Raw genomic sequence first — 20687 nt, 5'->3', positions numbered from 1 at the left:
TGCTCCCCAGGAGGTTGCGGATGCCGTCGGTTGTCGGACTGCTGGAACAGCACGAGCTTGCCGCTCGCCGTCGAGTTGACCGGTTGCGCGAGGAAGCCGATCGCATCCAGGCCGAACTGGCGGCGGCCGAGCAGGAATGGCAGGAGTGGGTGATCGCCCGCAGGCGAGTGGGCACCGTCCTGGCTGCAGGCGGCGGCAACATCGCTGGTGAAGAGGCCGCTCCCGGCCTGCTGGACGCGGACGCGTGCTCGGTTCCCGGGCAGGCGGCGAAGCCGAAGTCGCAGGTGCCGGTGTGGCGTGAGGGGCTGACCTGGTCGGTGCTGTCGGTGGACTACCAGCGCATCCTCACCGTGCTCGCGGACCGGCACCGGCTCCACCAAGGGACGCTGACCTGTCAGGAGTTGGCCCTGATGTTCGGCCTGGACGCGGTGCCGGCCACGGTGGAGGCGCTGCGGTCGAAGGCGAAGCGCCTGGTCGCGCGGGGCTGGCTGGCCGAGCAACAGCCGGGCCGGTTCACTCTCGCCCCGGGGCCGGCCGGGCCAGGCGGCGCGTCATGAGCAGGGTCATCGACCAGTAGATCACCGCCTCGGCGCTGGTGGTGCGGCGTTCGAAGTCGCGCACCAGACGGCGGCTTCGCATCAGGTGGGCGAAGAGGCGCTCGACGATCCACCGCTTGGGCAGCACCACGAAGCCGCGCATGTCGTCGCTGCCTTTCACGATCGCCAGGACCAGCGCGAGCGTGGTGAGGCAGTACGCGACGACGCCCCCGGTGTAGCCGCCGTCGGCCCAGACCAGTTCCAGCCGGTGGTGCACGTCGGTGACCTGCCCGAGCAGCACGTGGGCGGCGGTGCGGTCGCCGGTGTCCGCGGCGGTGACCATCACGCCCAGCAGCAGGCCGAGCGTGTCGACCACGACATGCCGCTTGCGGCCGTTGGTGCCGCGTCGCGGCCCAGCGTTTCGCGGACCTGTCCGCGCAGCCGGTCGTGGAACTCCTTGACCAGGCCGTTGTCGCGCCAGCGGCGGAAGAACGCATACACCCGGTCCCACGGCGGGAAGTCGACCGGCATACCCCGCCATTTGATGCCGTTGTCCACGAGGTAGCGGATCGCGTCCAACATCGCGCGGTGACAGTACCCCTCCGGCTGCCCGCCCCGGCCGCGCATCCAGGCCGGCACCGGCAGCAGCGGCCGGACCGCCGCCCACTCCGCGTCCGTCGTGTCCGACGGATACCGCCGAACACGTTCCGGGTGATCGGCTGCGTTTCCGAACCGGTGGGCGACACAATCACACGACGGAGACGCCGAGTTGAACTCCACCGGCGCGAGCACGTGCAACTGCGGCAACAGGGTCTCCTGGATCTCGGTTGGCTTCGCAACCCCGAGCTACCAAGAGGCCCTGCCTTCATGCCCACGGCCAGTGGCAATCACCCGATCGAGACTCCCGTTCGACACGCACCCCTCAAGATCGGAACGACAACAGCCACTGAGACACTTCCTCGTGATCCACCCGGCTTTGCCTGCCTCGATGTCCGTTCCCAGTGACAGTGAGCGGTTCCCGCGCTGTCTGATCGGCGAAGTGATCGGGTCCCGGTTGTTCTGATCAGCGGGACCCGGTCGGCGTCTTAGCCGGTCGGGGTGCCGACGTAGGTGTGGGTGCGGGTGTACGCGGTGAAGCCCATGGAATCGTACAGCCGCTTGGGGGTGGGGTATGCGGCGTCGCCGCGTGAGTAGACGATGGCACGGTGGCCGCCGGCGTCGGCGAAGGCGTGCAGCACCGCGATGCAGGCGGCTCGGGCGAGGCCGAGGCGGCGGTGATCGGGGTGGGTGCCGACGGGTTCGAACTCGCCGATTCCATTGGTCGGGTCGTACCAGCCTTGGCAGTAGGCGACGACTTCCCCGGCGGGCGAGGTCACGATGAGGTCGTGTTCGGGCCGGTAGGGCCAGGTGCCCCTCATGCGGGCGTGTCGTTCGGTGTTGATCCGGGTCGATCCGAAGGCGGCGCGGTGTGCTGCTGCCCGGCCTGCCACGTCGGCATGGTCGCGCTGGGGGTGGATCGCGTAGCCGTCCGGCAGGTGCGGGATGTCCGGCAGGCCGGTGAGGGGGCGGCCGAGGCACGTCATGAACGGGCCGTCGGCGGTCCGGGTGTATCCGTGCTGTTCCAGCGCCCTGATCAGGTGTGTTTCGGTCTCGGTGACGTCGATGCTCAGCGGGCCTGATGCCGTGTGTTCGGCCCAGGCGAGGACCTCGTGAGCCAGTTCCGGGTGCTCCGGGTCGACTTGGAGCATCAAGGTGTCGGGCAGTTCCAACCAGCCCCAGGCCAGCGTCTGTTCGTCCTGGGTCCAGACGGCTGTCGGGTACTGGTCGGCGCGGTCGAGGGCCAGACACCAGTTCCAGGTGAGGTCGCCGATGTGGTGGTAGCCGGTTGCCGGAAATGTGCGGGTGGCCAGGCTCTGCATGGCGCGCAGTGTTGCGGGTCCGGCGTGCTCATGTCGTCGCATGGCCCCATGCTGTCGAACCGGTTTTTGATCAAACAATGGAGTATCAACACCCCTTTTCCCTTCTGGTGTCGCTGTGGCGGAGCCGGGCGACGCCGCTCCCCCATGCGATGATCACGGCCGGACGCCGGGCCGCGACCCGGCCGAGGAACCCGCCCCCACCATGTACCTCCCCGGGCATGGGGGATCTCCGATCTGAACAGACGACGCCGACACGGACACCAGGGCACTCACTCCCTGGGAACCGGCTGAACGGGCCGCTCCCGGCCCCGGGGCGCTACCGTGCGTCCCGGCCGCCGACGACCACCGGTTCGCCGGGCCTCGCGCACCCGCGCCCGCCCCCACAGGCGGCCTTCGGCGAGTAGGAGCAGGAACCGGAGCGGCGACGACGGCCGAGAAGGAAGGTCCCGGCGGCGAGCACGGCCAGGACGGCGCCCGCGCCGATGCCCCCGGCCGTGATCAGCACGGGCAGTGCGCAGCACACCACGCAGGCCACGGCGGCCAGACCGCCCAGGGCCTTCGGCGCCCGAGGAGGTGAGTTCCCTCGGGAGACGGCGCCGTGCGGTCGAGCGCGCCCGGCACGAGGCAGTGATTCGGTGATCGGTCTTCGGATTCGACGCACGGCTCGTACGATGTGACTTGCCACGCGAAGCAGTTGAGGGGGAGTCATGTCGCAGCTCATGCGCTTGCAGATGCCGGACGAGAAGGTCATCTGGGCAACGGTCGACGAGGGCGACGGGCCGAGCGACTCGGGTCTCGGCGAGCGGATCACGGAAAAGCTCGACGGGTTCCAGGAGGCGCTCCAGACCGTCGCCTCCAATGTGCGCGATGCGGTGGCGTCGGCCCGCCCCGACGAGACCAGTGTCGAGTTCGGTCTGGAACTGGCCGTCGGTGAGAGCGGCATTGTCGCCGCAGTAGTCGGCGGCAGCGGCAAGGCGGCGTTCAAGGTGACGTTGACCTGGAACAGCCAGGGACTGCCCGCCACACCGGCGACACCGGTCGTGCTACCGCAGCCGGCACAGACCCCAGCAGTACCCCCGGTGCCACCGGTTCAGGACTGAGGCCGTCCGCTGTGCGCAGGCCCTCACCCCTGTCCCTTCTCCAGGAACACCTGGGCTCCTGTCGCGTGCGCGTGCAGGGGGTGACGCAGGGGACGGGTTTCTTCGTCGCCCCGGGCCACGTCGTGACCTGCGCCCATGTGGCGGGGGCGCAGCCAGGGACTCGGTTGCCCGTCTTCTGGGAGGACACGGAGTTCGGTGGAATCGTGCTGACCGCGTCGGCCCCGCCCAAGGGCAGGGAGCTGTGGCCGTATCCGGATCTGGCTGTCGTACGGCTCCTCGACGCCCCCTCGGGTCACCCGTGCGTCTGGCTCGACACCGTGCCTCCTTCGCGTGACGCCGGCCTGACCGCGATCGGCTTCTCCGACGTCTACGAGCCCGGCAGCGCGTCCGAGCGCTCCGCCGCCCTCGTCCGCGGGGGCACCACGAAACTGCAGGGCGGCTCGATGCTGGAGCTAGTGGGCGGTGAGGTCAACAAAGGGCTGTCCGGTGGCCCGGTGCTGAACCACGAGTCCGGTGGTGTCTGCGCGATCGTCAAGGCGACCAGACTGCGAAACACGTCCATGGGAGGTCTGGGTACCCCCGTGAGCGCCCTGAGGCTGCTGGACGCGGACGTCTACCGCAACCTCATCCGGGCACACGACGCCTTTCACGGGCAGGACGACCGATGGTCTCGGCTGTCCGACCGCGTCATCGGGCTTGACGCGGGCGGGGCCGACAAGGGCCTCGACACGGCGCTCAACTCCACCGAGGAGCGGCAACTGCTGGCGCTCGTCTCCCAGTTGCCGGAAGAGCCGATGGACGAGACCCTCTCCGGTACGAGCAGCCATCTCGCCGCGTTCTTCGCCGCGGCCGTCGAAGGCGCCCTCCCGCCCGCGCCATACCCGCTGCTGGACCACCGCGACGTCTTCACTGAGCTGGCCGCCCAGATGCCGCCCGAGGACGGTGGGCTTCCCTACGAGCTGGCCTTCGCCGCCGACCTCGCCCGCCGGGGCGCGACAGCGGGGCCGGCCTGGCAAGGCGCTGTCCCGCAACTGCGCGACCGAGTGCTGATCACGGCGGGCAGGCTGGGACTCGGTGACACGATGCAGCGACGTCTGGCCGAACGGCCCGGGCCGGAAGTCCAGCCCTCGATCATCGGCAGGATTCGACACTCCATGCGCGACCGGCGGCTGTACCACGTCATGGTGTGGCGATACCGCTCGGCGAGCGACATCCGTCCGGCCGCCCCGGAGTCGGACGCACTTCCCCTGGACCAGGCGGTTAAGCATCTGGCGGAGCTGCTGCCCGCGCAGATCGAGATCATGGGTGGGGCCACCAGCCCCGGTCTGATCGAGTTGATCCTTCCCGTGGAGGCACTCGACGAAGGCTTCGCGGATCTCGAGCTCTGGCCGCAGTTGCCTTGGTTCTCGCTGGGCCGCAAGCAACGGGTGGTCGTCCGGCCGCTGGAGCGACACGAGGCGCCCTCGTTGCATGCGGCGTGGGCTGAGCGCTGGCAGCAACTGGACGGCAAGGCGGTCGGCGACATGGTGGTGTGCGTGTGCGGCCGAGGTGACCAGCATCAGGCCGCGCTGGACGCCTCGTTCGACAACGACCCGGCATTGGGCGCGCTCGCGCTTGCGGGTACGCCGCAGTCGCCACCGGTCTCGGACGCATACCAGGTCGCCGTCGCATCCGGAGTGCCGATGATGATGTGGCGGCGGGGCAGCCCGGCCTGCGAGCGTGCCGACGGCGGCAGGTGCGGGGCGCCGGGCCGTCGGGCCTGCCCCGGCAACGGATTCTTCACCGAGCTGTGTGCCTCCTTGGACGACGCGCGGCGGGACGACCTGCCCGAGCGGATCCGCCGGTTGCGCGTCGATGCGGAGAAGCCCCCGAAGAGGGAGGGGCACCTCGGTGGCGACATCGTTCTGCTGTGGGACGACCCGCGGCGCCAAATCCCTCGATCGCCTTTGGCCCCGGCCCAGGAAGGACGCTCCCGATGAGCGAGTGGCGGATCTATCAAGGTGTGCGCGAGCCGCACGACGGCATCGACCGCCTGCCGGCCCCACCGCCGTGGCGGGACTTCGAACACACCGGTGAGGTGACGCCGTTCGACCGAAACGTCGAGTCCCACGGGGACCGGCGACTGCCGAAGGCCGACGCGTACAAGGCCGAGGAGGACACGGTCGAGGCGGTGAACACGGCCCTCTACTTGCGCCGCCCCCTGCTGGTGACGGGCGATCCCGGCGTAGGCAAGTCCACACTGGCCTACGCGGTCGCCCGTGAACTGAAGCTGGGCACGGTGCTGCGCTGGCCGATCAACAGCAAGGCCGGACTGCGCGACGGTCTCTATCAGTACGACTCCCTGGGCCGTCTGGAGGACGCCGGAGTCACCCGCGCGGCCAGGGACGCCCCACCGGGTTCCGAGGAGGAAGAGGAGCGCGCCACGGACATCGGGCGCTATCTGCGGCTCGGGCCGCTCGGGACGGCCCTGGCGCCGTACGCGCTGCCGCGCGTCCTGCTCATCGACGAGATCGACAAGAGCGACATCGACCTGCCGAACGACCTCCTCGATGTCTTCGAGGAAGGCATGTTCGAGATCCCGGAGCTCTCCCGGGTGGCCGACAGACATCCCACAGTCCGGGTCCGCCCGGCGGACGACGGCGAACCGGTCAAGGTCGTGAGCGGCAAGGTACGCTGCCGCACCTTCCCTTTCGTCATCCTGACGAGCAACGGCGAACGCGAGTTCCCACCCGCATTCCTTCGCCGATGTGTCAGGCTCAATCTCCCCGCCGTCGACAGCGACGAACGGCTGCGGACGATCGTGAAGGCGCATCTCCCCACCGCGGCCGAGGACGCCGACGAAGTCATCAACCGGTTCCTCAGCCACGCTGCTTCAGGCGAGCTGGCCACCGACCAGCTTCTCAACGCCGTCTACCTGGTGAGCCGTACGACAGGTGACGGTGCGCCGAGCCTCGATCGGCTCAGCGAACTGGTCTTCCAGCATCTCAATACGACGGTTCCGGCGAAACCGTGATCGAGCGGCTCGGCGCGTTGCTCGCCGACCTGTGTCCGGCAGAGCAGCCGTCCACACCTCGCGAGGTCGCCGAACTCATCTGGCTGGCACGGCACTTGCCCGCTGAGACCGGACGGACCTCGTCGACCGCCGTGCCGACCGAGGGACGTTCGACGCCACCCACTCTGGAAGGCGGCGCCGAACAGGAGCCACCAGAGGCCGGTGACGACGACCGCTCCGAGTGCGAGGCCACGCGGTTGTACGTGCCCAGGCGCCCCTCCCCGGACGGAGAGGAGGAGCCACAGGTCGAACAGGCGGCGCCGGTCCGCGTCACGGGACCGCCGGCGCTGCCGCGCCGCCGCGAGCTGGCGCGTGCCCTGCGCCCGCTCAAACGGCGCGTTCCCTCCAGGGTCCGGACCGTCCTGGACGAAGACGCCACCGTCAGCCGGATCGCCGATCACGATCACTGGATCCCGGTCCTCGCACCGGCGGCGGACCGATGGCTCGACGTTCGAATCGTCCTGGACTCCTACGGTGAGAGCGCCGTCTTCTGGGAGCCGCTCGCTCGTGAGCTGCGCACGTTGCTGCTCCAGCTCGGCGCGTTCCGCGATGTCCGGCTGCACTGTCTGGCCCCGCGCGGCGACGGCGACCCCGGGATCGGAACAGGAACAGGTTCGTCAACGTCGTCGCAGCCGCTTCGCTCGACGGGGTCACTCGTCGATCCGACCGGCCGCACGGTGACCCTGGTCCTCACGGACGGCGTGGCACCGGCCTGGCGCACCGGCCCCATACTCGAAGCGCTGCGGACGTGGGCGGACCACGGCCCGACAGCCGTTCTCCAGACCCTCCCCGAGAACGTGTGGGCACGGACAGCCCTGGCACCCGAGTCAGGGCGCTTTCGCAGCACAGAGGCGGGCGGTCCCAATTCCCGTTTGCTGTATACGGGTTACGGGCTGCGGCCACCCGTTGTGGGACACCGCGTCCCGGTACCGGTGCTGGGGGTCACTCCGGAATGGCTGGGGCCGTGGGCACACGCGATCGCGCAACCGGCCGCGTTCGACGGAGCGGCCATGCTGCTGCCTGTGTCACCCGGATCTCCGCAGCACCGCGTAGATGTGCCCGGGGACATCGACGTACCCGACCGGAGCATCACGTTCGAGGACTTCCAGGCCCAGGCGCAGCCGGATGTCCTCCGACTCGCCGCGTATCTCGCCGCCGCCCCGCTCAATCTCGGGGTGATGCGGACTGTGCAGTCCGCGATGCTGCCAGCCAGCCCGCTGTCCGACCTGGCGGAGATCGTCTACAGCGGACTGCTGCGAAAGGTGAACGGCGGCAGCCGCCCGGACGACGCGCTGAACCAGGCTTACGAGTTCGTTCCGGGCGTACGGGAGCGCCTGCTGAGCACCATCCGGCGGGACGAGGCCGACGAAGTGATCGCCGCGGTTTCGGCGTACGTGGACCGGAACGCTCCGACGAGCGGCGCTCGCTTCACGGCCGCCGTGCGGGACCCCGACGGAACGCTCGCCCTGCCGATCGGCGCGCGTCACTGGGCGGAGGTGCACCACCTCGTCCGCCGACGACAGGGCAGGCGCATGGCCCCGGCGACACCGCGCGTACGGACGCCGGTGGACGACCCGGTGCCGAAGCCCTCGGCGGAATCCGCAGGGCAGATCTCGGTCCCGCCTGGCTCGGACACGGAGGGACGCCGCTTCCTCGTCACCATCGGTGTCTCGCGTCATGGGGACCCGTCGCTGGGTGACCTCCCTGGCGTGCGGCCGGGCATCGCGCGTGTGCACGACATCTTCGAGAGGCTTGGCTACACGCACGTACTGCTCGAACTGGCCGCCGATCCGAAACGCGCCGAACTGGTGCAGGGCCTGCGTGAATGGGTTGTCGACGCCTCACTGGGTCCCGCCGACGTGGTCGTCGTGTACTTCGCCGGAATCGCCGAGCGTGTGGGCGGGCAACTGCGTTTGCTGGTCTCCGACAGCGTGCGACGGGACGCGCGCACCACCTTGATCCCCGAGGCGGCGTTCGAGGGCCTGCTCCGCAGCGGAGTCGGGCATCTGCTGCTCCTCATGGACACGTGTGTCGGCGATCCGGATGTCGCCGGAGACGACGCCTTTCGGCGGCTCGTCCGTTCCTCTCGGCCCGGGGTCGAGCTGTCAGTGCTCAGCGTTTCCGTCAGGTACGAGTCGGAGGAGGGAAGCCGGTTCATCGAGGCGCTGGCTCACGCATTGTCCGTTCCCGTGACCGTCGGCAGTGGTCGCTTCATCGATCTGAGGGAGGTGCGGCGAAGAATGTCGGAGTTCCTCGGCTCACGGTATGGCGGAGCGGGCGGGGAGGTTTTTCTCTCCACATCGGGTGCGGCAGAGCAGCCGTTCTTCCCGAACCCGGAGCGCTACGACGTGTTCGTCTCGTACGCGCATGAGGACGGGCAATGGGCGGTCACGTTGGCCGAAGATCTTCAGCGGCGAGGGCTTGGGGTGTGGCTCGACCGCTGGGAGCTGTCCCCTGGACAGGATGTGGCCGCAGGCTTGCGGGACGGGCTGGCGAAGGCCGACGCGATGGTGGCCGTGGTGAGTCCGGGGTGGCTCACTTCCGAGTGGGCCAACAGGGAGTTCGAGGCGGCCACCGCGGACGGCCGCACGCGAGTGTTCCCGGTGCTCTGGGGGGGTGTGACGAAAGTCCCCTCTTCCATCGCCGAACGGCGGTACTTCGACTTCCGTAGAGGGATGACGCCGGATGAGTACGAGGAGAGTCTTCGGCAACTGGTACGCGCGATCCGGGCGTTGCCGGCTTCCGCGCGCCCGGCGGCGCCGCCTGCGGCGTTGTCCTGGCTCACCCGGCCGGTGCACGACAGCGGGACCCGCGCGGGGTGGCGTGACTCCTTCACGCTGTTCAGCCATCCGACCGACTGCCACATCTACGAAGGTGACGGAACCCGCTCCATCAAGGAGGAGAACGTCCGTATCCGCTACACCCCGGAGCCCGTGACGTTCCCCGAGGAGATCGCAGGCTGGCGGCGGACGATCGAGGACGAAGAACGACGCAAGGAGGCGGCGGGCCGACCATACAGCTGGAACTCCCGCCGCTTCGCCGTCGATGGACTGACCGTGTCCCGCACGCACATCGGCGATTCGCCGATCGTCACCCTCTCGCTACGGGATGCCGACTACTTCGACTTCCTGACCACGTCCCTCAACCTCGACCGCCCACAGACGAACGGGCTGACTCTGCGCCAGCAGTACCTGGAAAACCGGGACCCCGTCCAGGCCCCGTCGTTCATGTCCTGCAGCTTCGGGGTTCACGTGGCCGTGCGGACCCGCAGGGACGGCAAGATGTTGTTCTCGCACCGCAGCGGCAGGGTCGCGGGACCGAACCGCTCACGCTGGAACTCTTCGGCGAACGTGGGCATGGCGGTCAACGATGACCTCGGGCCAGACAGGCGGATCAGCTTGCACGCCGCGGCCCGGCGCGCCCTGCGCGAGCAACTGGCGATTCAGGCGGCGGACAGCCTCGACCTCGAACTTCTCGGCTTCGGCCTGGACCTCCGGAACAACCAGTGGGCGGCGTTCTTCAGTGCGGAACTCCACGACCTGGACGAGCGGGCACTGCGCCAGCGATGGGCCCGCGGAATCGAAGACAAGTGGGTGCACGACGAATACGACTTCGTGCCTGCCGACCCCGATTCCGTACTTTCGTTCCTGCTGAACAAGCACGTCGACACGTGGACGCCGTGTGCCCCGGCCGTGTACTACCTGGCCTTGGTCCGTGTCGCCGTACGCAACCGCGACGGTGACCGGGCGGGACGCTTCGACGTCGACGTCGCGGAGCAACGGGTGCTGCGCGCGGCGGGGAGGGCGGACGGCTGAGGTCAGCTGTCAGTCGGACAGTCCGACGCCTTCTCCCACAGAGGCTCCCGTCGACGAATCCGCAGGCGAGGGTGACCATGGCTTTGTAGTGGCGGGCGACCAGCACAACCTGGCGCGGTTCCAGTACCTCGCCCCGGCCTCACGCCGCTTCTGCCCCGACTGGGAGCTGTTCGCCGACGTGGCCGTGGCCATCCTGAACGCGCAGGCAGGCCGCAACCCGTACGACAAGGGTCTGCACGACCTCGTCGGAGAGCTGTCGACCCGTTCCGAGGAGTTCCGCACCCGCTGGGGCGCGCACAACGTCCGCCGCCACGGCACCGGCACCGGCACCGGCACCGGCACCGGCACCAAACGGTTCCACCACCCCGACATCGGCGAACTCAACCCTGCCTACGAATCCCTCGACCTGACCGCCGAACCCGGCTCTCCCTCCGAAGAGGGCCTGCGCCTGCTCGCCTCCCTCGCCGCCGCCGAAAACAACGCTTCAGCGAAACCCCGGCTGAGGCCCTGCTCTGGGCATGGCGTCAGTCGGGTTCGTAACGCTGGATCATTACGAGGATTTGGCCTCGTTCTTGGGGTCTGTCCAATCAACGGCTCTGGCCCGTAGTCGGTGGTGACGGTGGGTAGCCATCGGGGATCATGATCTTGTGATGGATGTCAACTCGCTTGTCGCGACGGTGTTTTCTGGCCTGCCGGGGGTGGTGGTCGAGGGGGTGACGGACGGCGGGGACGCGGTCGTGGTCACGGCCCGTACCCGGGGTGTCGCGGTGCCGTGTCCGGTGTGCGGGATGCCGACGATGAAGGTGCACGGGTATCACGGCCGGACGGTGGCGGACGTGCCGGTCGACGGCCGGCAGGTCGTCGACCGGCTGCGGGTGCGGCGGCTGGTCTGTCCGGTGCCGGGCTGTGCGCGGCAGACCTTCCGTGAGCAGGTTGCCGGGCTGCTGGAGCGTCATCAGCGCAGGATGGTGCGGCTGGCCGGGCACATAGCCGAGGTGGCGCGGGAGTTATGCGGACGGGCGGCCGCCGGTCTGGCCAACCTGCTGGCCATGCCGGTCTCCCGCAGTACCGTGCTGAGGTGGCTGTGGTGTCTGCCAGTGCCCGAGGCGCCGGTCCCGCGGGTGATCGGCGTGGACGATTTCGCGCTGCGGCGCCGTCACCGCTACGCCACGATCATTACCGATGCCGTCACCGGCCAGCGCATCGAGGTCCTGCCCGGCCGGGACGCCGACCCCCTGGAAGCCTGGCTGCGCCAGCATCCCGGCATCGAGGTCGTATACCGGGACGGCTCGGCTGCTTATGCCGAGGCTGTCCGCCGCGCCCTGCCCAACGCGGTGCGGGTCAGCGACCGCTGGCACCTGTGGCGCAACGTGTGCGACAAGGTCCAGCCCGAAGTCCGCGCCCACGCCGGCTGCTGGGCCGTCGTCCTCAACCCCCCGCTGCCCGGCGGCATACGCGAACAGACCACCCGTGAACGCTGGAACAAGGTCCACACCCTGCTCGGCCAGGGCATCGGCCTGCTCGACTGCTCCCGCCGTCTCGGTGTCGCGCTGAACACGGTCAAACGCTACGCCCGCATGCCCGAGCCCACCGGCCTGCGCATCGCGCCGGCCTACCGGCCCACCCTCGTCGACCCCTACCGCCAACACCTGCGCCATCGCCGGACCGAGGAGCCGGGTGTCCCCGCCCCCCACCTCTTCCGCGAGATCAAGGAACTCGGCTACACCGGCAGCCTCAACGGCCTGCACAAATACCTCAACCAGGGCCGCGCCGACGGCGACCGGCCCGTCACCACCCCACGCCGCACCGCGCGGCTCCTCCTCACCGATCCGGAGAAACTGCGCCCGAAGGAAGCCACCCTGCTGGAGAAGATCACCGCGGCCTGCCCGGAGACGACCGCACCCGCCGACCTCGTGCGCGGCTTCGCCGCCCTGCTCACACCATCCCAGGGCAACGATCTGAAGCTCACCGAGTGGATCACCACCACCCGCGCCGCGGCCCTGCCTCACCTGCACAGTTTCACCAACGGCCTCGAACCCGACCGCTCAGCCGTTGACACCGGCCTCACCCTGCCCTACCACAACGGCCGCACCGAAGGCGTCAACACCCGAACGAAACAGATCATGAGACAGATGCACGGCCGCGCCGGATTCAATCTCCTCCGCCACCGCATCCTCCTGCACTGACGGCTACCCACCGTCACCACCGACTACGGGCCAGACCCGTTGATTGGACAGACCCCACCCTGGTGCGGCTGCCAGCCGTCCGCAGCCCGTGGCTGCGCGAGATCCTCGAGAACCTCACGCAACGATGCGCTGAGTCAGCCGGTCACCTGCCGCACTGTCGGAGGCGGGGGCGGTGCATGTGGTGGGATGGCGCGAGGGGGGCGATGGAGGCGCGGACCATGCCATAGGTCACCGGAGCATTCGCGGCAAGGAACTCGCGGTAGAGGCGGGTGACACTCGTGCAGCCGGCGGCGACCCAGCAGTTACTCCTCAGCGCCACCAGAGATGTTCATCCAGCGTCACAGAAGCAGACTCCTCTGGACGTCCCGGGCTTCCTGTAGGACCTTGTGCAAACCACCCCTGCGTGACAACCCGGAGAGTCCGTGAAGAGCTTCAGGAAAGCCGACGACCGTGATCGGCGCAGCCATCGCAATGTCCAACCTTGTGCCCGCCATCCGCCGACGTCGCCGCTTTAAGGACAGTCCTCGCGACGGCCGCCGGGAGCCTGGTGCTCGCAGCCACCGCCATCGTGACCGGGGCAGACCGCCGCCGAGGACAGCTTCCGTTTCGTCTACTTCTCAGCAAATGCGACCGGTTGCCACATCTGCAACGAGAGTCGGAGCGGATACCCGGCCGGTCCCGGCTGTGGCGCCGGGCCCCCCGGGGGGCCTAGAGGTATCGGACATGCCGGCCGACGGTACGCCAGCGCGGCGTTCTTCAACCTGGGCCGAATCGCGGCGGCCCGGGGACAGAACTTCCCGTACGCCGACCCCGTATCGGGAGACCTGACCGAGGGCACCGGGTACCCCATGCAGGTCTGCGTGGTGAAGGACAACTGGTCCCTGGGCTCCCAGAGCGTCACCGTCTGCTCATGCGCCCCCCGCCACCCATTCGTCCCTGTCCCCCCAGCCGGAGCGGAGGGGCCGCCCATCGCGGGTGCCATAAGGAACGCCGCCTCGGGCTTCCGCACCGGTGCCGGTTTCGCCGACCGGCTTCACGTCCTGAACCTTCCTCGACACAGCCGACAATGCCTGGTCGTTCCCGGACCGGATGACTGCCGGCTCGGAGTTCCTGTGCAACCTCCGCGGCGGTGTCCCTCTGCCCAGGGCGCCCGACGCCGTGCCGGTGTCGCCCCCGGAAACGAGCGGTCCTGCCCACCCGGCCCGTGGCCAGGACGGACCACCTCCAGATATATCGATGTCTCCCCCTATCGGTTCCGTCCTTCTCCACGAGGGCGACAAGTGTCGATAGAGCCGAGCCCTCTCGACAGAGCGGCCAGGAAGCGGACATAGGGATTCGACGCGAGGCTGGCGGCCGGTCTACAGAAGTCCGTGCGCTACGGCAAAAAGCACGGAGATCAGCCAGCTCCGGTCGCTCTCTTTGGCCAATTCACCGACTCATGCCGTCTTTTAACCCTTTTGTACCTCCATAACGGCATCACGATCAACCGTGGTGACCGGCAGAGTGAACAGGTTGGAGAATCATGGTGATTCAGGATCCTGCGCCCAAAGAGCGCAGACGTCCCTGGTCGGGGATATGCACTCGCTTGTTGGCGGGGAGTCTGTCTCTGGCCCTGGCCGCCGCATTGCTGGACGGCGCCTCCGCCGCGGCCGCCAAGGCGGCGGACGTCGCACCGCCGCAGAAGCGGGCTGCGACCGTCGAATCGGCGGCGGACGTCGCGTCCGCGCGGGTGGCTGCCCGGTTGTCGGGTAAACGCGTGGAGGCGGTCTCGGAGCGTACGGAGACGTCGACGACATGGGCGAACAAGGACGGCTCCCTCACCACGGAACTCGTCGCCGGTCCGGTCCGGTTCGCGGACAAGGGCTCCGGCGACTGGCGTGAGGTCGATCTGGACCTGGTGAAGGCCGCCGGTGGCGCGGTGGCGCCGAGGGCCCACCCCCGGGGTCTGCGACTGGCCGGGAAGGCCGGGACTCCGGCCCGTTCGATGGCGGCCGCGGCCGCTGCCAAGGCGACCGACCTGGTCACCCTCGGCGAGGGCGACCAGCGGATCACGCTGCAGTGGAAGGGCGGTCTGCCCGCGCCGAAACTGTCGGGCACCCGCGCCGAGTACGCGAACGCGGTGCCGGGCGCGGATGTGGTCGTGGAGGCGACCCGTACCGGGTTCGAGCAGTTCGTCGAGATCAGGCAGCGCCCGGCGACGGCCGGGTACACCTACACCCTGCCGCTGAGGGCTGAAGGCCTGAGAGTCAGGCAGCTCCCCGACGGCAGCGTGCGGTTCACCGACAAGGAGAACAAGACCAGGGCCGTGATGCCCGCGCCGGTGATGTGGGACTCCACTGTCGACCCGGTCTCCGGTGAGCACACCCGCCGCGTCCCGGTCGCGATGAAGGCAGTCGAAAGACCTGGCGGCGTCGACCTGGTCGTCACCCCGGACGCGAAGTTCCTCGCGGACCCGAAGACGAAGTACCCGGTCACAGTGGATCCCTCCACCTCGGCCCTGGGGAACGTCTTCGACACCTACGTCCAGCAGGGCGAGACCGTCGACTGGTCCGCCGACACCGAGCTGGACCTCGGAAATCCCGGGACGACCAACCCGAACGGAACACCCCGAACGGCCCGTTCGTTCATCTCGTGGAACACCGAGCCGATCCAGAACGCGCTGATCACCGAAGCGAAACTGTCCCTGTGGAACTTCCACTCCGGCAACACGGCCTGCACGGCCCAGCCGTGGGAGGTCTGGTCGGCAGGAGCGGCTTCCACCGCTTCGCGGTGGACCGCGCAGCCGGCGTGGACGGCGGAGAAGGCCACCTCCACCGAGACCCGGGGCAATGCCGCCTGCACCTCGGCCCCCGACGGCTGGATCAACGCCGATGTCTCCACCCTGGTACAGGAGTGGTCGTCCGCGAATGTGACACGCGGCCACATGGGCCTGCGCGCCACCAGCGAGACGGTCACGGCGCAGTGGAAGCGGGTCAACTCCGCCAACGCCGCATCCAACCCCCCGAAGCTGGTCGTCACGTACAACTACCGCCCCCGTACGGGCACCAAGCAGGAAGCCGGACCGCCGTACTTCTCCTCTGGTGGCGCGTACACGGTCAACACTCTCCAGCCGGTGCTTCGCGACACCTTCGTCGACGCCAACGGCGACAAGGTCAACGGCACCTTCCAGATCTTCGACTCCGTCACCAACACCCAGGTCGGCAGCGTCCTCGTCTCGCCGTTCGTGCCCTCCGGGAAGACCGCCTCGGTCACCGTCCCCGCGGGAGTGCTGACCAACGGCAAAACGTACAAGTTCCGTACCAGCCCGTACGACGGAGCGCACTACAACACAGGCTGGTCGGCGTGGAAGACCTTCACGGTCGACACCACGAGGCCCGCGGTCCCGGCGGGGATCACCTCAACCGACTATCCGACCGGGCAGTGGGTCAAGGGCGCCGGACAGGCCGGAGTCTTCACCGTGACCCCGCCCGCGGCCGACCACAACTGGCTTGAGTGGTCGCTCGACGGTGTGACCTGGACGAAGGCCACGACCGGCGGTGCCCCGGGAGCCAAGAACATCTCCGTCACCCCGGAGACGGACGGTACGCAGAGCCTCGAAGTGCGCACCGTCGACAAGGCCGACAACAAGTCCGAGCCCATCGAGTACACCTTCCACGCGGGCCCCGGGGGCTTCCTCCAGCCGCTGGAGAACGAGCGGACGGCGCGCAGGCTGCCCCTGGTCGCCGAGGCCGACGCGAGCAAGTACGACTCCGCCTCCTTCTCCTGGCGGCGCTCGGAGGCCGATCCCTGGACCGTGATCCCGCCCGCCCAGGTGACCGCATCCGGTACGCCTCTCTCCGCCTGGCCCGTGGCGCTGACCGGAGGCAGGAACGCGCCTTTGGTGTGGGACGCCGCGACGAGCGTCGGGGCGGACGGCACCGTGGAGATCAAGGCCGACTTCACCGGTACCGGCGGTGTCTCGGGCAGCACCGAGCCGCTGAGCGTCATCGTCAACCGGAACGCGGACGGCGCCGCCACCGCTCCCGTGGGTCCCGGCGCACTCAACCTGCTCACCGGTGACTACACCCTGGCCCAGACCGACGTGTCCTCCTACGGCATGTCCGTGACCCGTACAGCCTCCTCCCGCAACCCGCAGGCCGGCGCGGACGACAACCAGGCCCCGATCTTCGGACCCCAATGGCACTCCGGTGTGACCGCCGAGACGACCGACTCCGACTACTCCCACATCCGCCGGACCTCCGACACCGCGGTCGCGGTCGTCGAAACCGACGGCTCGGAGACCTACTTCACCGCGAACGCCGCACAGAACCGCTGGATCCCCGAGCCCGGAGCCGAGGTCCTCACCCTCACGGGCACACCGACCACGTCGTTCACCCTGACCTCCGTGGACGGCGCGGTGGTCCACTTCACCAAGCCGGACGCGAACGCGGTCACCTGGCAGGTCTCGGCCACCCTCTTCGAGGGCCTGGACAATTCCACGACGACCGTGGTCTCCGAGACGGTCACGGTCGGCGGCGACCGGCTCGCCCGGCCCCAGCGCATCATCGCCCCCACCAGCGCGGCCACGGCGACCCAGTGCGCGACGGCCCCCTCCACCAAGGGCTGCCGTGCCCTCCAGTTCGTCTACGCGACCACCACAACCGCCACGTCCGGGACGAACGGAGACTACGCGGGCCGGGTGAAGGAGATCCGGCTCTGGTCCACGGAGCCCGGTGCCACGGCTGCGACATCCAGATCCGTGCAGATGTACCAGTACGATTCCGACGGTCGGCTGACCCGGACCTGGCACCCCCAGATCACGCCCTCGGTCGTCACACGGTACGTGTACGACGCGGCCGGCCGGGTCACCGAGATCACCCCGCCCGGCGAGCTGCCCTGGACCTTCACCTACGGGAACGCGGGCACCGGCGGCATCGCCGCCGACGGCATGCTGCTGAACGCCTCCCGCCCGGCCCTCGCGACGGGCACAAGCGGCACCCTCGACGGCGAGGCCGTCACCTCCGTCGTCTACGGAGTGCCCCTGAGCGGCACGTCGGCACCCTACGGACTCGGCGCTTCCGACGTCAGGACGTGGGGGCAGACCGGTCTGCCGACCGACGCCACCGCGGTCTTCCCCCCGGACTCGGTCCCCTCCGGCCACAACGGCGGCTCGCTCGCCGTCGGCGCCTATGGGCGCGCCACCGTGCACTATCTCGACGCGTCCGCCCGCAGGGTGAATATGGCTGAACCGGGCGGTCACATCAGCTCGGTGGAGTACGACCGGCACGGCAACACCGTACGACAGCTCAGCGCCGCCAACCGGGCCATCGCCCTGAACATCTCCGCCGACGCCCAGTCGACTCAGGCCGAACTCGGCATCGGTCAGCTGACCGGCGCCGAGCGGGCCGAACTCCTCTCCACCCGAACGGTCTACGACACCACGGGCACCCGGGAGCTGGAAGGCTTCGGCCCGTTGCGCCGGATCACGCTGACGAAGAACCTGCAGAGCGGCTCCACCGTGCTCGTGGCGGAGGGGACGTCGGTCACCGCACGCGCCTGGACCAAGGCCGAGTACGACACCGGCCGTCCGACCGACGGCTCGGCAAGCGTCTCCGACCAGGTCACGAAGACGACCTCCGGTGCCCAGGTACGCGAACACCCCGACGTGTTCGCCGAAACCCGGGTGAGCGAGACACAGTACGACTGGGGCAAGGGCCTGCCGGTCAAGGAGATCCGGGACCCCGGCGGGCTGGCCGTCACCACGGAGACCCAGTACGACGCCGAGGGCAGGGAGATCAAGAACATACTCCCCGGCGGTACCGGCACCGACGCCGCGACCACGGTGACCACCTACTGGTCGGCGACCGGCACGGGCACCTGCCAGGGCCGGCCCGAGTGGACCGGCCTGGTCTGCTCCACCGGACCGGGCGGCGCAATCACGGGCGGCGGCGCCAACCCGTCGGAGCGCGTGACACGTTCCGTCACCTACGACTGGTGGGGCAACGAGGCAGCGGTCACCGAGACCGCCAACGGCAGCACCCGTACCCTCACCACAACACGCGACCAGGCAGGACGGCCGACCACGGCGACGGTGTCGGGCCCCGGACAGGCGGTCCCCGAGTCGACCACCGAGTACGACGCCGCGACCGGACGGCCCTCCCGGTCGGTCTCCCCCACCGGCGGGACCATCACGAAGACCTACGACGAGCTCGGCCGTCAGACCGAGTACACGGACGCGGACGGCGGCGTCACCAGCGTCACCTACGACCGGCTGAACCGCCCCGTCCAGGTCAGCGACAATGTGCCCAGCACCCAGATGTACACCTACGACCACACCCTGGAGCCGCGCGGTCTGGCGACCAAGGTCGTCGACTCGGTGGCCGGAACCTTCTCCACGGCGTACACGCCGGACGGTTCGGTCCGCAGCGAGCAACTGCCGGGCGGATACTCGCTGGAGGTCACCGAGGACGCGTCCGGTGCGCAGACCGGCAGGACCTACACCCGGGACAGCGACGGCACGGTCCTCTACTCGGACTCGGTCACCATGACGTCCCACGGCCAGGCCGCCAGCCACACCGGCTGGTCGGAGCAGGCGTACACGTACGACGCACTGGGGCGCATGGCCATAGTCGAGGACACCGCCGACACAGTGTGCACGCGCCGTTCCTACACCTTCAGCCCCCGGGCCAACCGCACCGCCCTCACCACCGCGTCCGCCGAAGCCGGGATCGACTGCCCCACGACGGGCGGCACCACCCAGTCCTCCTCCTACGACAGCGCCGACCGGATCGTTTCGACGGGCTACGCCTACGACGCGCTCGGCCGGACCACGACACTGCCGGGCGGCACCACGCTCGGCTACTACGCGAACGACAGGGTCCACCAGGAGACCAAGGGATCCGAGCGCCAGACCTGGAAGCTGGACGCCGCGCACCGGTTCCGGTCCTGGACGCGTGAGACCGGCGGCGGCAGCACATGGAGCCAGACGGCGGCCCGCGTCAACCACTACAGCGGTGACTCGGACAGTCCCCGGTGGATCACCGAGAATGCGGCCGGCGCGGTGACCCGCTATGTGGACTCCCCGACCGGTGCGCTCGCCGCGAGCACGGGTCGGACCGGTGACGTCGTGCTCCACCTCACCACCATCCACGGCGACATCGCACTGAACCTCCCGCTGACCGCCGGGCGGGCTCCGGAAGCACTGGACACGGACGAGTACGGCAACCCCCGCGCGGGCGGTTCACCGGCCCGCTACGGCTGGCTCGGCAAGGAGCAGCGGTCGGCCGAAACCGTCAGTGGCCTGACGCTCATGGGAGCACGCCTCTACAATCCGGCTACGGGACGCTTCGCCTCGGTCGACCCCGTGGACGGGGGCAACTCCAATGCCTACGACTACTGTTCAGGAGATCCGGTAGGTTGTTCGGACACCACAGGACAGTTCAGCATCAATGACATCTGGCACGAGGGCGAGGCCTGCGTCAAGTACTGGTGGCTGTGTGGCAGTGTCGCCCAGCACTCCGCCTGGGTCGCGTGGACGGCCAAGAGGACATACAAGAACTCGAACAAGCAGAACGCCTACCGTCACTGCCTCTGGCAGGCGATACTCACCTGGGATCTCGGCGATTGGGTCGCCAAGGCGTTCGGTGACGCCCACGAGAAGAAGCACAAGAATTCCAAGGACAAGAAGAAGAAGGAAGACTCCCGCGTCGACGACCTCAACAACGAGGTCGGCCGCAAGATCGGTGCGCAGATCACGGCATGGACCCTCTGGGGCGCAGGCGACGCAGCCTGCGCTCGCTGCAAGAAGGCGCTGAGGAACGGAAAACTCCACATGCGGCGAAACGTCTGATCCCCGCAGGCCGCAGGCCGGGTATGAGCCGGCCTGCGGCCACCGCCGTCGGACACCCCAGACGGGCCGCTCCTACGGCGGCGGGCACCGCCTGCTCGAAGACGTCGGGGTCACCTTCCGCTCGCGCGGCGGCGCGATGCGCGGGAATGCCGCTTCGTGATTCCCTTGCCGCCACACCGCACCAAGGGCGGTGTCCTGCTCGGCACCAGCGTTCCCGGGGAGGAAGGACCCTTCGGGCCGTGGAGCGGTGC

Annotated in this window: 11 protein-coding genes and 2 pseudogenes; 9 read left to right on the top strand and 4 right to left on the bottom strand. The window is 69.1% G+C overall.

Annotated elements, in window-relative coordinates; translation table 11 throughout:
• The first annotated feature begins 20 nt into the window (after positions 1-20).
• Positions 21-557, top strand: a complete 537-nt coding sequence (locus ACWEFL_RS27395; protein WP_451717313.1) for a hypothetical protein — start codon at positions 21-23, stop codon at positions 555-557.
• Here ACWEFL_RS27395 and ACWEFL_RS27390 read toward each other — a convergent pair.
• From ACWEFL_RS27390 to ACWEFL_RS27375, 4 genes are all read right to left on the bottom strand, one after another.
• Entirely contained in the window at positions 514-912 is a 399-nt protein-coding gene (locus tag ACWEFL_RS27390; protein ID WP_451717311.1) for a transposase, read from the bottom strand. The genes ACWEFL_RS27395 and ACWEFL_RS27390 overlap by 44 nt on opposite strands.
• Positions 879-1343 carry a transposase gene (locus ACWEFL_RS27385; protein ID WP_451717309.1) on the bottom strand — a complete coding sequence of 155 codons (465 nt, stop codon included), beginning with the start codon at positions 1341-1343 and terminating at the stop codon, positions 879-881. Before ACWEFL_RS27385 ends, ACWEFL_RS27390 begins: the two co-directional genes overlap by 34 nt.
• 278 nt (positions 1344-1621) lie before the next feature.
• Positions 1622-2497, bottom strand: a complete 876-nt coding sequence (locus ACWEFL_RS27380) for a GNAT family N-acetyltransferase (protein ID WP_451717307.1) — start codon at positions 2495-2497, stop codon at positions 1622-1624.
• A 274-nt stretch (positions 2498-2771) separates the two neighbouring features.
• On the bottom strand, positions 2772-2990 hold the full coding sequence (locus ACWEFL_RS27375) for an MYXO-CTERM sorting domain-containing protein (RefSeq protein WP_451717305.1): 219 nt from the start codon (positions 2988-2990) through the stop codon (positions 2772-2774).
• Between the two features lie 172 nt (positions 2991-3162).
• On the opposite strand from ACWEFL_RS27375, the gene ACWEFL_RS27370 reads away from it, so the two are divergent.
• The 8 genes and pseudogenes from ACWEFL_RS27370 to ACWEFL_RS27335 form a co-directional block, all read left to right on the top strand.
• Positions 3163-3555, top strand: a complete 393-nt coding sequence (locus tag ACWEFL_RS27370) for a CU044_2847 family protein (protein ID WP_451717303.1) — start codon at positions 3163-3165, stop codon at positions 3553-3555.
• A gap of 11 nt (positions 3556-3566) precedes the next feature.
• Positions 3567-5534, top strand: a complete 1968-nt coding sequence (locus ACWEFL_RS27365) for a VMAP-C domain-containing protein (protein WP_451717301.1) — start codon at positions 3567-3569, stop codon at positions 5532-5534.
• Positions 5531-6568, top strand: a complete 1038-nt coding sequence (locus ACWEFL_RS27360; protein WP_451717299.1) for an AAA family ATPase — start codon at positions 5531-5533, stop codon at positions 6566-6568. Before ACWEFL_RS27365 ends, ACWEFL_RS27360 begins: the two co-directional genes overlap by 4 nt.
• Positions 6565-10422 carry an SAV_2336 N-terminal domain-related protein gene (locus ACWEFL_RS27355; RefSeq protein ID WP_451717297.1) on the top strand — a complete coding sequence of 1286 codons (3858 nt, stop codon included), beginning with the start codon at positions 6565-6567 and terminating at the stop codon, positions 10420-10422. The genes ACWEFL_RS27360 and ACWEFL_RS27355 overlap by 4 nt, the downstream gene beginning before the upstream one ends.
• 82 nt (positions 10423-10504) lie before the next feature.
• Positions 10505-10921, top strand: a pseudogene (locus ACWEFL_RS27350) (MmyB family transcriptional regulator); the annotation flags it as partial.
• A gap of 151 nt (positions 10922-11072) precedes the next feature.
• Positions 11073-12608 carry an ISL3 family transposase gene (locus ACWEFL_RS27345; protein WP_451717295.1) on the top strand — a complete coding sequence of 512 codons (1536 nt, stop codon included), beginning with the start codon at positions 11073-11075 and terminating at the stop codon, positions 12606-12608.
• A 1612-nt stretch (positions 12609-14220) separates the two neighbouring features.
• Positions 14221-20436, top strand: coding sequence for a DNRLRE domain-containing protein (locus ACWEFL_RS27340; protein ID WP_451717354.1), 6216 nt, complete (start codon positions 14221-14223; stop codon positions 20434-20436).
• Between the two features lie 49 nt (positions 20437-20485).
• Positions 20486-20596 (top strand): annotated as a pseudogene (locus tag ACWEFL_RS27335) (helix-turn-helix domain-containing protein); the annotation flags it as partial.
• Between the last annotated feature and the right edge of the window lie 91 nt (positions 20597-20687).

The sequence above is a fragment of the Streptomyces sp. NPDC004838 genome, assembly GCF_053600955.1.
The sequence above is the reverse complement of the archived record's forward strand: the minus strand, read 5'-3'. Positions and strand labels throughout refer to the sequence as shown.

What these genes read in the sequence shown, in the direction of transcription:
- ACWEFL_RS27395 (WP_451717313.1), top strand. Translation starts at nt 21, where the DNA reads ATGCCGTCGGTTGTCGGACTGCTGGAACAGCACGAGCTTGCCGCTCGC.
- ACWEFL_RS27380 (WP_451717307.1), bottom strand. Translation starts at nt 2,497, where the DNA reads ATGCGACGACATGAGCACGCCGGACCCGCAACACTGCGCGCCATGCAG.
- ACWEFL_RS27370 (WP_451717303.1), top strand. Translation starts at nt 3,163, where the DNA reads ATGTCGCAGCTCATGCGCTTGCAGATGCCGGACGAGAAGGTCATCTGG.
- ACWEFL_RS27360 (WP_451717299.1), top strand. Translation starts at nt 5,531, where the DNA reads ATGAGCGAGTGGCGGATCTATCAAGGTGTGCGCGAGCCGCACGACGGC.
- ACWEFL_RS27345 (WP_451717295.1), top strand. Translation starts at nt 11,073, where the DNA reads ATGGATGTCAACTCGCTTGTCGCGACGGTGTTTTCTGGCCTGCCGGGG.